Genomic DNA, 15003 nt, shown 5'->3' with positions numbered 1-15003 from the left:
CGAAAAAATATAGACGACTATAATATGAAAAAGGGAGGTTTCACGTATGCTTCGAGGTTTTTATACAGCAACTAATGGTATGCTAGCACAGCAAAAAAGAATGGATGTACTATCCAATAATATGACCAATGCGATGACACCAGGATACAAAGGCGATCAAGCTTCATTGCGTGCATTCCCAGAATTACTTATTCAACGTATGGAGAATCACCAGCTACCTGTTACATCGGATAGACGGGTAGGAACATCGACTACGATTGGATCGATTAACACTGGGGTTTATGTACAAGAAGCGATTCCGAACTTTGTACAATCCTCGCTGAGAGAAACAGGTGTCTCTACAGACTTTGCTCTAGTTCAAGGCGAAACACCAGATGAAAATGGTATGCTATTCTTCACAGTAGAGAATGAAGAAGGCGAAACAAGATATATGCGTAACGGGAACTTTACGGTAGACGGTGCCGGATTTTTAACGACAAATCATGGTCACTATGTATTAGATGCAGCTGGAAACAGAATTCAAACGAATGGACTTGATTTCGAACTTACACCAGAAGGATTAATCCAGTTTCCAGGTGGACAGGCTGAGCTGAATTTGGCGTATGTCGCAAATCCTAACCAATTAATTAAAAACGGTAACGACCTATTTGAATTAGAAGAAGAAGCCGCTGCTCCAGCAGACGCTAGAACAGTCGCAGGCCTTCAGTTTAATGTTCAGCAAGGATTCTTAGAAAACTCTAACGTTGATACAGGTCAAACAATGACAGAGATGATGAGCGCGTACCGTACATTTGAAATGAATCAAAAAGTTTTACAAGCATATGACCGAAATATGGACAAAGCAGTAAATGATATCGCGAGACTCGGTTAAGTATAAAAATCTGACCATATCAATGAATCTATGAAAAAAATGGGATAACAGACTCATGCAAAGGAGTAATTAAAATGTCGAGAATGAGCTTACAAGCAGCATCTACGATGAATCAACTACAGCACCGATTGGACACGATTGGAAATAACATAGCGAATGTGAATACCCATGGGTTTAAAACAAAAGATACACAATTCTCATCCTTGTTAAAACAACAATTCAATCATGACGAAAATCAAGTGAATCTCCCTCGACATACTCCAGACGGTGTTCGTGTTGGAACTGGTGCTCGTTTAGGCCATACGAATATCAACTTACGTCAAGGGTCGATTCAAGAAACTGGCCGAGCATTAGATGTAGCTTTACAAAATGCAAATCAGTTTTTTCAAGTTATGGTAAACGAAAATGGCGTCAACGAAGTACGCTATACTCGTTCAGGTAACTTCTATTTAAATGAAGTAGGCAATGGCATGCTTATGCTAGTAAATAGCAACGGTCATCCTGTAGTTGGGGATAATGGACAAATTATTATCCAAGAAAATATGGATGAACTATTTATAAATGAAAATGGTGAGCTTGTTACGATGCGTAACGGCAACCAACAAATTGAAGGTAGAATCGCAGTAGTAGAATCAATCCGACCACGTTCAATGGAAGCTGCTGGAGAGAACTTATTCCGTATCTCTCAAGAAACACTAGATACGTATGGATTGGGTGGCATTATAAACGATGTAGCTGCAGCAAACACTCAGATAAAGGGTGGTGCTTTAGAAGCTTCGAACGTGGATATGGCGAAGCAAATGGCAGATATGATGGAAACACAACGTGCTTACCAGTTTAATGCACGTACAATTTCCATGGCAGATCAAATGAGCGGATTAATTAACTCATTGCGATAATAATTTTATATATGAAAATGGGGAAAGCACCGTCAATATAGTTCCTCAATGGTAAGGAGAAATACCAAATGACAAAGCAGACAAGGTCACAGGAAAAAGGCAAAGTGACAGAACAGCCTAAGTCAAACAAAGAACAAAAGGCATCGAGACGTGCAGAGAGAAAACGTCAAAAAAAAGAAAATAAAAAATATGTGAGAAGAATCGTGCCAGTCTGGCTAAAGGTGTTACTTGTTCTTGTCTTAAGCTTGTTTGCATTAGCCATCGGCCTTATAATCGGCTTCACCTTTATAGGTGATGGTGGCGAACCACTAGATATTCTAAAAATGGAAACATGGAAACACATATACGATCTCGTATGGGGTGAATAAAAACTTGGCTATGAAAGCCAAGTTTTTTTGTTTCCGATGATCGCTCCAGCCTTCGACTCGCGATAGACCATTCTCACTCCAGATAGAGCACGCTCGACTCGCGATAGACCCTTCTCACTCCAGATAGACCCCGCACGATTCTCGATAGACGACTCTCACTCCAGATAGAGCCCGCACGACTCGCGATAGACCCTTCCCACTCCAGATAGACCCGCACGACTCGCGATAGATTCTTCTCACTCTGGATAGAGCACGCTCGACTCTCGATAGACTCTTCTCACTCCAGATAGAGCACGCTCGACTCGCGATAGCCACAAATTTGCACCTAATTAACATCCTAACTCTTTCCCCAATCCTAACAATCTAACACGCCTTTCAACTACACGGTACATTTAAAAAAATAATACAAATAGGAATTAGAGAAACCTTTTGGTATACTTTAATGGATATAAGAAAAGAAAGGGGAAAAGTAGACTATGATGGACATCGAACAAATTAAATCTATTATTCCACATCGCTATCCTTTTTTATTAGTAGACCAGATTCTCGAGCAATCCGAAACAAAAATTACAGGGAAGAAAAATGTAACAATTAATGAACCATTTTTCCAAGGACATTTCCCGGATTATCCTGTTATGCCTGGTGTGCTAATAGTAGAGGCACTTGCACAAGTGGGAGCAGTAGCTATCCTAAATAAAGAAGAAAACAAAGGTAAAATTGGCTTCCTAGCTGGTATTGATAAATGTCGCTTCAAGCGTCAAGTAAAACCAGGAGATCAGCTTCAACTCGAGGTTGAAATTACTCGTGTAAAAGGACCAATTGGAAAAGGAAAAGCTAAAGCAACGGTTGATGGCGAATTAGCTTGCGAAGCGGAAATAACATTTGCAGTAAAATAATGTACATAACAAAAGCGTTAGAACCCACTTTTTCGGGCTCTAACGCTTTATTTAGTTTCATAAACTCATTTACTTGTTCTTATTACGTCGGTATTGTGCCGGTGTTGTCCCGATATATTGTTTAAACGTCCGATAAAAGTGTGGAGTACTTTCAAAGCCACTAAGCTCCGCGACATAGGCAACAGGATAATCCGTAGTAGTTAATAATTCTTTTGCTTTGAAAGTTCTTTTTTTATTTAAGTAAATAGTAAATTTCATACCTGTTACTTCTTTAAAAACCCTGCTAAAATGAGCTGTACTAACATGAGCCTTTTTAGCTAAAAGCTCTTGGGACAGATTCCCATGGATATTATGTTCTATATAAGCAAAAATTTCATTTAACCAATAGCGGCGATATCGATCGTCTACATATATTTCTTTAAAAAACTCACCACTCCAACGCGTAAGCGAAAGTAATATGTGATGAGTAATTAAAATTGCGGCATGAAACGCACCAGATTGTTGTTCACATAATTCTTTTTCTATATCGTAGAGATACTCTTCCATTGTAAGTTGTTGAGACTCACGTAACGTTATTTTATAATGCTTATACTTTTTTATCTTTTCTACGATAAACAAATACGAAAAGTCTTCTTCTATAGAAAGTGTTTGAATAAATGCCGGACTGAAAAAGATAACGGAGGACGTAACTAAGTCGTCTTTATTCGGTATTGCATGATGAATCGTGTCATTTGGTATTAAAAAAAGATCACCCTTATTCATTTCATAAAGTGTGTTATCGATGAAAAAGGATCCCTTTCCTTTATGGATATACACAATTTCATGAAAGTCATGCAAGTGAGTAGGTAATTCATGTTGTGGCTGTTTTGTACTTTTGTAAACAAAAGAGAAAGGAAACAGAGAATTGTTATCTTTAATCGCTTTCATTTTCATCACCTATAAGTATTCTATATCAAAAAACAGTATAAACATAGCAAGAAATGCAATTTTTATTTCTTTTTAACTCTGTTACTCTAGATAGGTGAATACAAATGAAGGGTGGGGAGCCAATGTGAGAGCAATTGTATGTGAGAAACCAAAGAAGTTCCGCTATATGGATATGCAAAATCCGAAACCAGAAATCGGAAAAGCAATAGTTAACATTAAGCGAATTGGAATTTGTGGAACAGATATACATGCATACTTGGGTAATCAACCTTATTTTGACTATCCAAGAATTTTAGGACACGAACTTGCAGGAGTTATTGATTCGATAGAGGAAAACTCCTTAGGGTTAAAGAAAGGCGATCAAGTTGCTGTTATCCCGTACTTGGAGTGTGGAACATGTGCGACCTGTAAAAAGGGACTGACGAATTGTTGTCCAAATATGGCAGTGATGGGAGTACATCAAGATGGCGGCATGGTTGAACAACTCTCTGTTCCAATTCAACATTTAATACAGACCAATGAATTAACACTAGACGAAAGTGCGATACTCGAACCATTAAGTATTGGAGCACATGCGGTGAGGCGATCCGATATACAACAAGGAGAAAGTGTTCTTGTTATCGGTGCCGGTCCAATCGGATTAGGAGTCATGCAATTTGCTAAACAAAAAGGTGCAAAAGTTATCTCGATGGATATGAACGAAGAACGATTAGCTTTCGCCAAACAATGGGCAAACGTTGATAAAATTATTCATGCAACCGAAGACCCTCTTCAACAATTACAAAAAGTAACAAATGAAGAACTGCCGACTGTTGTTTTTGACGCAACTGGGAATAGTCAATCGATGATGCAGGCATTCAATTACCCGGAAAACGGTGGGAAAATCGTCTTTGTTGGATTAGTTAAATCAGATATAACTTTTTCTGATCCTCTATTCCATGGCAAAGAACTGACTTTAATGGCAAGCAGGAATGCGACAAAAGAAGATTTTGAATGGGTATTACAGGTTCTACAAAGTGGTGTCATTGACGCAGAAGGCTTTATAACACACCGAACAGACTTTAATCAGGCAGTTGACGTATTTGGCACATGGATACAACCTAACTCTAGTGTAGTGAAAGCTATGATTGATTGTTCGAGTAAAGGGGGTTCATCATGCAATACAGAAAACTAGGTAAAACAGGATTAACGTATCCGCATTAAGCTATGGAGCTTCTTCATTAGGATCTGTCTTTAGAGAGATCAATGAAAAGGAAGGTATAAAAACGGTACACACAGCCATCGATGAAGGAATCAATTATATAGATGTTTCTCCTTATTATGGCCTTACGAAAGCTGAAGCAGTTCTCGGGAAGGCATTAAAAAGTATACCACGTGATCAATATATCCTTTCTACAAAGGCGGGTAGATTAGGCGAAAACGAATTTGATTTTTCAAAAGAAAGAATTTTTAAAAGTTTGGATGAAAGTTTACAAAGGCTTGGAACGGATTATGTTGATATTTTATTGTTGCATGATATCGAGTTTGGTTCCTATCACCAAGTTATCGAAGAAGGACTTCCTGCATTACAGCATTTAAAAGAGCAGGGTAAAATTCGTTACTATGGTGTATCGGGATTACCACTGACTATTTTTGATAAAGTTTTAAATGTAAGCGATTTAGATGTTGTTCTATCGTATTGTCACTATTCTTTAAACGATACATCTCTACTATCGCGACTTCCTTTACTCGAGGATAAAAAGGTAGGATTAATCAATGCATCGCCATTATCGATGGGATTATTAAGCTCGCGCGAATTAGCTAGTTGGCATCCAGCAAGTGATGAAATCAAGAAAGTGTGCAAACAAGCCGCACAATATTGTGAAAGTCAGGGAGAGGACCTTGCTAAATTAGCGATACAATTTTCTACAGCAAATCCATCGATACCAACAACGCTTGTCAGTACAGCTAGCAGTCATAATATCCTTAAAAATCTAAAATGGATGGAAGAACCAATCAATCAAGAATTGCTAAAAGAAGTACTTCAAATTCTCGAGCCCATTCATAATAAAACCTGGGCCAGTGGAACAGAAGAATGGAAATAGGAAGTCCTATGTCTGAAACACAAACTTAGCACCACATAGAAAGGAGCTACTCAAGTGAAAAATTATAATAAACGACTTTGGTATAAACAGCCTGCGAAGGATTGGAACGAAGCACTACCAATTGGAAATGGCAGAATAGGCGGAATGGTTTTTGGCCATGTACATAGAGAACGAGTCCAATTGAATGAAGACTCTGTTTGGTATGGAGGACCGAGGGATCGTCATAATCCAGACGTTTTAGAAAACCTACCTCAAATTAGAAAACTTTTGTCAGACGGAAGATTAAAGGAAGCGGAAGAATTAGCAGCACTTACGATGACAGGAACACCGGAAACACAACGTCATTATGAGCCGTTAGGAGACCTGATGATTCGTTTTGCTCATACAGAAACAGGTGTGTTTCATTATGAGAGAGAACTAGATTTGGAAACTGCCATTGCAAGTGTACATTATACATTAGACAAAGTGACCTACAAAAGAGAGTTATTTACTAGTTATCCAGACAAGGTTATGGTAATGCGACTTACTGCTTCAGAGGCACATTCTATCTCTTTCAAAGTTAGATTAGATCGCGGAAATGGGAGAAACTTTGATGAGCTTGAAGCGGTCACAGAAGACACCTTAGTGATGCGAGGAGAGACTGGTGGAAGTAACGGGATTATGTTCCGTAGTGCAGTGAAGGCAATAGCTGAAAATGGTGCGGTAAAAACTCTTGGCAATCATCTTATTGTCGAAAATGCGGACGCTGTTACATTAATTTTAACAGCTGCTACTTCATTCCGATATGAAAACCCAGAGCAACAATGTCTAGAAACCATTCAGCTCGCCGCTAACAAAACGTACGAAGAGCTACGACAAGCCCATATCGAAGACTATCAAGAATTATTTAATAGAGTTCAGCTGGACATAGGAACTCAGGATGACAGAATTTTAGACTTAGGAACGGATCAGCGATTAGAACGATTGAAAGAAGGTAAGCAAGATTTAGCTCTTATCACTACGTACTTTAATTTTGGACGCTATTTATTAATCTCATCTAGTCGTCCTGATTCCTTACCAGCGAATTTACAAGGTATATGGAATAAAGAAATGCTACCACCATGGGATAGTAAGTTTACGATTAATATTAATGCCCAAATGAATTATTGGCCAGCTGAATTAGGGAACTTATCTGAGTGTCATGAGCCTTTATTTGATCATATTGAGAGGATAAAGGAAAACGGAAGAAAAACGGCTCAAGTAATGTATGGATGCCGAGGTTTTACGGCACATCACAATACCGATATCTGGGGTGATACAGCTCCACAAGACATTTATATGCCAGCCACGATTTGGCCGATGGGAGCAGCTTGGTTAAGTCTACACTTGTGGGAGCATTATGAATTTACGCGTGATAAACAATTTTTAGAGAAATCATACGACACGTTAAAAGAAGCAGCATTATTCTTTGTTGATTTCCTTATTGAAAATAAAGATGGACTCCTTATCACGTCACCTTCTGTCTCGCCTGAGAACACATATATTTTACCAAACGGTGAGAGAGGAACATTATGTGAAAGTCCATCAATGGATAGTCAAATAATCCATGCTTTATTTACGAGCTGTACCAGTGCTAGTGAAATTTTAAATATAGATGAAGAATTTAGAAAGCAACTTCAAGGATTGAAAGATAAACTCCCACAACCAACAATAGGAAAGCATGGACAAATTCAAGAATGGCTAGAAGACTATGAGGAAGAAGAGCCAGGTCATCGCCATATATCTCATTTGTTTGCTCTATATCCAGGTAGACAAATCTCACCAAACACAACACCAGACCTTGCGGAAGCAGCGAAAGTAACACTGCAACGAAGGCTACAATCTGGTGGCGGTCATACTGGTTGGAGTCGTGCTTGGATTATTAATATGTGGGCGCGTTTAGAGGATGGTGAGGAAGCGTATCAGCATATTTTGGCGTTACTAAAGTCTTCAACGTTACCTAACTTATTCGATAATCACCCTCCATTCCAAATTGATGGAAACTTTGGAGGAACTGCGGGAATTGCTGAATTACTAATACAGAGTCATCAGGAAACGATTCATTTGCTCCCAGCCTTACCTAAAGAGTGGGATAAAGGAAGTGTAAGTGGATTAAAAGCAAGAGGTGGCTTTGAAGTCGACCTTACATGGGAAAACGGAAAATTAAAACATGCAGTGATTCATTCACTTAAAGGAGAAGCCTGTTCCGTCTTCTATCATAACCAGCTAATCGAGTTAGAAACAGAAGCGGGTCAGACGTATCCTTTAGAATTTTAAAATATATATCACAGAAAATTGAGGTGCTTAATTATGAAAAAACAAGGATTGAACCCTTATTTACCATCATGGGAGTACATTCCAGATGCGGAGCCACACGTATTTGGTGACAGAGTTTATATTTACGGTTCACACGATCGATTTAATGGTCATGTCTATTGCTTGAATGATTATGTTTGCTGGTCAGCTCCAGTAGATGACCTGGGAGACTGGCGTTATGAAGGTGTTATTTACAAAAAGTCAGACGACCCTCTAAATCCAGACGAAAGCATGTGTCTTTATGCGCCAGATGTAACGGTAGGTCCAGACGGTCGCTATTACTTGTATTATGTTTTAGATAAGGTTCCTGTCGTGTCTGTTGCTGTAAGTGATACACCAGCTGGAAAATATGAATTTTATGGGTATGTACATTATGAGGATGGAACACGCCTAGGAGAAAGAGAAGGTGATGAACCACAATTTGACCCAGGCTTATTAACGGAAGGAGATAAAACCTATCTTTATACCGGATTCTGTGCGATTGGAGACAAATCTAGAAGTGGTGCAATGGCAACTGTTTTGGGACCAGACATGCTAACAATCTTGGAAGAGCCAGTATTTATTGCTCCAAGTGAACCGTATAGTAAAGGGAGCAGCTTTGAAGGACACGAATTTTTTGAAGCGCCGTCCATGAGAAAACATGGAGATACGTATTATTTAATTTATTCGTCAATTGCGATGCATGAATTATGCTATGCAACGAGTAAACATCCGACAAAAGGATTTGAATACCAAGGTGTAGTTGTAAGTAATAATGACCTTCATATTGATACGTACAAACCAGCGAATAAGCCAATGTACTTTGGTGGAAATAATCACGGCAGTATTGTGGAAATTAATAATCAGTGGTATGTATTTTACCACCGTCATACGAACGGCTCCAATTTCAGCCGACAAGGAATGATAGAACCAATCGAAATATTAGAGGATGGAACGATTCCACAAGTAGAAATGACCACATCTGGTCCAAATGGTAAGCCTCTTATAGGTAAAGGAGAATATCCAGCATACTTAGCTTGTCATTTGTTTACGAAGGAAGAAGCTATGTACACAGGGGACCTCTGGATGGATACACAGTTCCCTAGAATTACGCAGGATGGCAAAGATGGTGATCAAGAAATAGGGTATATCGAAAATATGACAGATTCTGCGACAGCAGGCTTTAAATATTTTGATTGCCAAGGTGTTAAAAAAATAACCCTTAGCGTAAGAGGCTATTGTAACGGCGCTTTCGAGATTAAAACATCGTGGGATGGCGAAGCACTTGCACGCATACCAGTTAACTTTACAAACGTATGGACAGATTATTCCTCTGATATCGAAATTCCAGATGGCGTTCAATCCATCTATATTACCTATACAGGTGGTGGAAGAGCGAGTCTAGCTTCCTTTACATTAGAGTAAATCCTTAAAAGATAAAAAAACAGAACCTTTTCATTAAAACTAAAACCCTCTGTAGAGTGATAAAATTCACTTTCGAGGGTTTTATTTTTTTAGTACTCATTCAAAAGCCCACACGAGGGCGTTCATGTAATTAAGTTATCTATTCAATTTTTTAAATCAAACCGTTCTCCAGACATAACGGTCATAAATTTCATGAAAAAATCTCTGTAATTGAAGTCAAACGCAATACGATGCCGTTTAATATCCATAGCCTCCCCTGGTTCGAGATGTCCCAAAGTTCGAATGTCTGCAATGCTTTGTCCACGTTCTGTCCCTCTTGTAGCTTGAACAATTTGAACAGGATATTCTTCAAAAGTAAACATTTCGTTCATGGGTACAGCCATCATGGTTAGTACATCATGCAAGGGGCTTCCTTGTAGACTTGGATCTCGTTGTTTATAAAAGTTATAATAATAGTCCATCATTGGCTTTATAATATCGATGGAACCAACTTGATCAATATAATCAACCATATTTGGCGTAACAATCGCATGTTGCGTAACATTCAATGGGATGATGGTGACTTTTTCCGCATAGGTTAAGACAATTTGCGCTGCAACTGGGTCCCCATGAAAATTAGCTTCGGAAACTGCTGTAACATTTCCCGGAATCCAAAACGCTCCTCCCATCACATAAATATGTTTTATTTGTTCCATTGTCCTCGGATAAAGTAAATACATGGTTGCTAGAGATGTTAGTCTACCGACGTTCACGATATGCAGATCCTCTCCATACTCCTCTATGATATCAACAATAGTAAAAAAGTTTTCCAATGTAACCTCATCTTGATTAGCGGGAGGAATTATAGGACCTAATCCAAATTCACCGTGTATCTCAGGGACTACATCAACTTCCACAGCAGTCATTGATTTTTCAGCGCCAGCAATAGTTACCGCTTGCTCAGGTTCATCTGTCACTAGCACTTCTTCGCCCAAATATTGTACCGTTCGTAGTGCATTATCTCTTGATATATTCCCATATTCGGTAACAATACCAACCACTTCGATTTCGTCCGTTAAATATGCATAAATAAGTGCCATAATATCATCAATTCCAATATCCCCAAAAAGCAGCACTTTAATGGACAACTTCCTCATCCCTTCCATATTTTGTTGTTTATATAGAGTATTAACCTACACAGTTGTCCTGTTACCATTGGTTTCCAAAATAGAGATATTTGCATAAATAAGGACCAATAATCGACAACGAAAATGGTTTATTTTATCCGGATTGTTAAATGCTAATGAGAGTACTGGTCGTTCTATTTAAATCCTCAATTATGACAATTGTCGTAACTCATTGCTTCCTGTTTTACAGTATTGATACACGTTCGATATAATCAAGACACCCACAGTAATAGTATTAGGAGGAAAATTATGATTGTGCTCAAAGACATGGCAAAAAATCAGAAAAGCAGATTAGTCTTCCTAGCAATTTTTGCGATATTAGTAGGCGCTTCAATTATTGGACAAAGTTATTTACTCGTCACAATCATTGATCATATATTTGTTAAAGCTACACCATTTTCTGAAGTAATCCCGTTCTTAATTGGATTATTGTTGGTTCTTCTTGCTAGAACTTTATTTAGTTATTTAAGTGGAAGAACAGGTATTCAAATGGCCTCTACCGTAAAACGTACTCTCCGAAATCAGCTGCTTCACCGATTTTCTAGAAATCCGATTCAATCATCTATCCAAGGTCAATCAGGTCAAAAAGTTAGTGTTATGATGGACGCAGTGGATGAAGTGGACAGTTACTATAGTAGTTACATTCCTCAGTTGTTCCAAGCGAGCATTATACCAATTATGATTCTAGTTGTAATTTTCACAGAGCATCTTGCAACAGGATTTATTATTTTAATTACTGCACCTTTTATCCCTGTATTTATGATGGTTATTGGTTTTAAAACAAAAGATAAGTCGGAAGAACAGTTAGATAAGATGGCAGGTTTTTCTGGTAAGTTTTTAGATACATTACAAGGACTCACAACGATTAAACTCTATCGTCAATCGAAAAAACAGCAAGATGAAATCGAGAAAAGTAGTTTAGGATTTAGAGAAGCGACAATGAATGTATTAAAGATCGCCTTTCAAAATTCGTTAGCATTAGAGTTTATTACGATGCTCAGCATTGGATTAATCGCTCTAGAAATAGCTTTACGAATGATTGTTTTTCAAGACCTTTCTTTCTATACAGGTTTCCTTATGCTCGTATTGGCACCCGAATTTTTCACGAAATTGAAAGACTTAGGTAGTGCCTTCCATACCGGAAGAGGAAGTATGGGAGCAGCAAAAATCCTAGAGAAGGAATTAACGGCGCCTATGCAAGAAATGGAATGGGGCGAATCTAAATTGGAAAGCTTAGCACCTCCTACAATTGAAATCAGAAATGGAGAGTTTAGCTATGGAGAAGAAGCAGGCAGTTTTTCATTAAAAGAACTGAATTTTTCAATTCAGCCGTTAGAGCAAATTGCAGTTATCGGAAGAACAGGGTCTGGGAAATCAACCCTGTTACACGTTATAGCAGGATTACTCCCTCTATCAAAAGGGGAATTACGCTGGAACAATCAACTAAGAAGCACTTATGATGAGAAAGATTGGTTTCAACGAATCAGCTACATCTCCCAAAATCCGTACCTATTTTCCGGCACGATAGCAGACAACATTGTAATCGGAGGAAATGAAGGTGCGACAAGAGATGAGATTAGCAAAGCAGGGGAAAAAGCAGGCATCGCAGAGCTGATTCAATCACTCCCTGATGGATATGATACACACGTTGGTGAAGGCGGAAGAGGGTTATCTGGTGGCGAAAAACAGCGAGTTGCGCTTGCGAGAGCCTTCTTAAAGCAACCATCCATCATTTTATTCGATGAACCAACAACTGGCTTAGATTTAGCAACGGAGCGAATATTGCAGTCTTCTATGGAGGAACTAGCTCAGAAATCCACAGTCATCACGGTTGCACATCGTCTTCACACGATAAAAAATGCGGATAGAATTCTTCTGATGGATGAAGGTAAAATTATAGCAACTGGAACGCATGAGGAGCTTTTAAAAACATCAACCATATACCGCGACATGGTTTCTGTACAGCAGGGGAGGGATGAAGCATGAGAGAATTGACTTCAATCGTGAAATGGATGTTTGTTGAAAAAAGAGACATCTTTTTATCCGTTCTTTTTGGATTTCTTTCCGGTATCACAGCGATTGGATTATTCGCTTTAAGTGGATACTTAATTTCAAAATCTGCGTTCGCGCCTCCAATCTATACATTAATGATTCTTGTTGCATCGGTGAAATTATTAGGTATCACTTCGGCTTTAACAAGGTTTGGGGAGAGGTATTTTTCCCACCGAGGAACCTTTACGATGTTAAGTAATTTACGAGTTACTCTTTATAAAAAAATAGAGCCATTAGCTCCTTCACTGTTCCAAAAATTTAGAAGTGGAGATTTGCTTTCAAGGATAGTAGGCGATGTGGAAACGTTACAAAATTTCTTTTTAAGAGTGTTTTATCCACCTATCGTCCTTCTGTTAGTTTTTCTATGTACGGTATTCTTTACGATGTTTTTCTCGATAGGAATCGCATTGATTTTGCTAGTTGGTTTTCTAATTACAACCTTTATCTTTCCGGCAATTGTTGCTTGGACACAGCGTAAAGTTGATAGACGAGTTCGTAAAAGTCGTGGTGAACTATCGACAGAATTATCGGAGTTTCTATATGGCTTTCGTGACTTAAAGGTCTATCAAAAGCTTGATGACAAAGAAGATACATTACGAGGTGCAGCGGATATTTATTTGCAAGAGCAAGAACGTGAAAGTGTTCATAACTTGTCTACCGAGGCAACGAACACATTCTTATCTTTATTTGTTTCATTTGCTGTTTTAGGTGTAGGAGCCTATTTCGTTTCGGTTGGACAGTTAGATGGTATCTTTCTTGCGATGTTAGTAATGGTATCTTTAACTGCTTTTGAAAATACAGCAGCTATGTCGGTATTTCCAAGTCATTTGGAGGATAGCAGGCAAGCATCAGTTAGACTTCACCACGTTGTTCAAACGGATTCGGAGCAGGAAAGATTACGTGAAGGAGAAGAAAGCCTATCGGTTACGACTGCACCGGATATTACAGTAGAAAATGTTTCGTTTCGTTTTCCGAATGAAGCCAGAGATACATTATCAAATCTTTCCTTTACGTTACCAGCAAAATCAAAAACAACTATCGTTGGACCAAGTGGTTCAGGTAAATCGACCATCATGCAATTAATTTTAAAGCTATATGGATTCCAGCAAGGTGATATTCAGCTGAATCATCAATCGATCGAACACCTTTCACAGGAAAGTATTTGGGATCATACGAATGTTGTGTTACAGCACAATCACTTTTTCTATGGTACGATTCGCGATAACCTCATGATCGCTAAAGAAGATGTGACGGATAAAGAGATGGAGCGGGTTCTAGAAAAGGTTAAGTTAGCTCATTTTTCACTAGATGATGCTGTTTTAGAAAAAGGAGAAAACCTCTCAGGTGGGGAGAGACAGCGTTTGGCAATTGCAAGAGCATTACTAAAGAAATCACCTATTTGGTTTTTAGATGAGCCGACATCTTCCATGGATGCTTTAACGGAAAAGGATATATTGGATTATGTATTAGACGTAGCAAGAGAAGATACAGTGCTACTCATCAGTCATCGATTAACAGGGTTAGAGAAGATGGATCAAATTATTGTAATGGAAGCAGGAAAAATTGTAGAAGTAGGAACGTATGACGAACTCATGAAAAAAGAAGGATACTTTTATAAAATGAAGCAAATTGAACAAAGTGTTTTTCTAAACGCATGAAAGAGTCCGCTAAAATCGGATAAGTTAGTGTTAAAGTGGGATAACTCGGTGCTAAAATCAGATAAGTCAATCTAAAATGGGATAACACATCGTTAAAATTGGATAAGTCGATTTAGTATAATTTCCTGTGCCACGAGTATCACGGGAGAGCTCAGTTAGCGAAACAAATGGTATGAACATTTTACAATACATGTGAGAATCCCATGTTCAAGTATAAGAATCTAATGTTAGATGTAACAATCAAATTTTCAAATGTAAGAATCTAATGTTAAATGTAACAATCCCATTTTCAGAGGTAGGAATCTGATATTCGGCACCCACAATCCCATGTTCATCCATAAAAA

Annotated in this window: 11 protein-coding genes and 1 pseudogene; 10 read left to right on the top strand and 2 right to left on the bottom strand. The window is 38.4% G+C overall.

Translation table 11 applies throughout. The annotated features are described in order from the left end of the window. Positions 1–46 precede the first annotated feature (46 nt). The 4 genes from GGQ92_RS12010 (at position 47) to fabZ (ending at position 3034) form a co-directional block, all read left to right on the top strand. On the top strand, positions 47–871 hold the full coding sequence (locus GGQ92_RS12010; protein WP_184249126.1) for a flagellar hook-basal body protein: 825 nt from the start codon (positions 47–49) through the stop codon (positions 869–871). Between the two features lie 74 nt (positions 872–945). Then, a complete protein-coding gene (locus GGQ92_RS12005) occupies positions 946–1770 on the top strand; it encodes a flagellar hook-basal body protein (RefSeq protein WP_184249124.1) in 825 nt (274 codons plus the stop codon). Between the two features lie 68 nt (positions 1771–1838). Next, on the top strand, positions 1839–2138 hold the full coding sequence (locus GGQ92_RS12000) for a DNA-directed RNA polymerase subunit beta (protein ID WP_184249121.1): 300 nt from the start codon (positions 1839–1841) through the stop codon (positions 2136–2138). A 476-nt stretch (positions 2139–2614) separates the two neighbouring features. Further along, complete coding sequence (fabZ, locus tag GGQ92_RS11995; RefSeq protein ID WP_184249118.1) at positions 2615–3034, top strand: 3-hydroxyacyl-ACP dehydratase FabZ; 420 nt, start codon at positions 2615–2617, stop codon at positions 3032–3034. 69 nt (positions 3035–3103) lie between these two features. Here the strand turns inward: fabZ and GGQ92_RS11990 are convergent, their stop codons facing one another. After that, the gene (locus GGQ92_RS11990; protein ID WP_184249115.1) at positions 3104–3961 is read right to left on the bottom strand and encodes an AraC family transcriptional regulator; all 858 of its coding nucleotides are present in this window, start codon (positions 3959–3961) and stop codon (positions 3104–3106) included. Positions 3962–4085: 124 nt separating this feature from the next. Between GGQ92_RS11990 and GGQ92_RS11985 the strand changes: the two genes are divergently transcribed. The 4 genes and pseudogenes from GGQ92_RS11985 to GGQ92_RS11970 all read left to right on the top strand — a co-directional run bounded on the left by GGQ92_RS11985 (position 4086) and on the right by GGQ92_RS11970 (position 9783). Then, positions 4086–5135: a zinc-binding dehydrogenase gene (locus GGQ92_RS11985; RefSeq protein ID WP_184249113.1), complete on the top strand. Its 1050-nt coding sequence runs from the start codon at positions 4086–4088 to the stop codon at positions 5133–5135. Continuing rightward, positions 5117–6045: pseudogene (locus tag GGQ92_RS11980) on the top strand (aldo/keto reductase). Before GGQ92_RS11985 ends, GGQ92_RS11980 begins: the two are co-directional and overlap by 19 nt. Before the next feature lie 54 nt (positions 6046–6099). Beyond that, complete coding sequence (locus tag GGQ92_RS11975; protein ID WP_184249110.1) at positions 6100–8340, top strand: glycosyl hydrolase family 95 catalytic domain-containing protein; 2241 nt, start codon at positions 6100–6102, stop codon at positions 8338–8340. A 33-nt stretch (positions 8341–8373) separates the two neighbouring features. After that, positions 8374–9783, top strand: a complete 1410-nt coding sequence (locus GGQ92_RS11970) for a family 43 glycosylhydrolase (RefSeq protein ID WP_184249107.1) — start codon at positions 8374–8376, stop codon at positions 9781–9783. Between the two features lie 143 nt (positions 9784–9926). On the opposite strand, the gene GGQ92_RS11965 is transcribed toward GGQ92_RS11970, so the two are convergent. Beyond that, positions 9927–10910 (bottom strand): nucleoside hydrolase, encoded by a 984-nt coding sequence (locus GGQ92_RS11965; protein ID WP_184249104.1) that lies wholly within the window; start codon positions 10908–10910, stop codon positions 9927–9929. 288 nt (positions 10911–11198) lie between these two features. Between GGQ92_RS11965 and cydD the strand changes: the two genes are divergently transcribed. Next, positions 11199–12935, top strand: coding sequence for a thiol reductant ABC exporter subunit CydD (gene cydD / locus GGQ92_RS11960; RefSeq protein WP_184249101.1), 1737 nt, complete (start codon positions 11199–11201; stop codon positions 12933–12935). After that, positions 12932–14659, top strand: a complete 1728-nt coding sequence (gene cydC / locus GGQ92_RS11955) for a thiol reductant ABC exporter subunit CydC (RefSeq protein WP_184249099.1) — start codon at positions 12932–12934, stop codon at positions 14657–14659. The genes cydD and cydC overlap by 4 nt, the downstream gene beginning before the upstream one ends. Positions 14660–15003: the final 344 nt, after the last annotated feature.

The sequence above is a fragment of the Gracilibacillus halotolerans genome, assembly GCF_014206945.1.
Taxonomy (GTDB): domain Bacteria; phylum Bacillota; class Bacilli; order Bacillales; family Amphibacillaceae; genus Gracilibacillus; species Gracilibacillus halotolerans.
The sequence above is the reverse complement of the archived record's forward strand: the minus strand, read 5'-3'. Positions and strand labels throughout refer to the sequence as shown.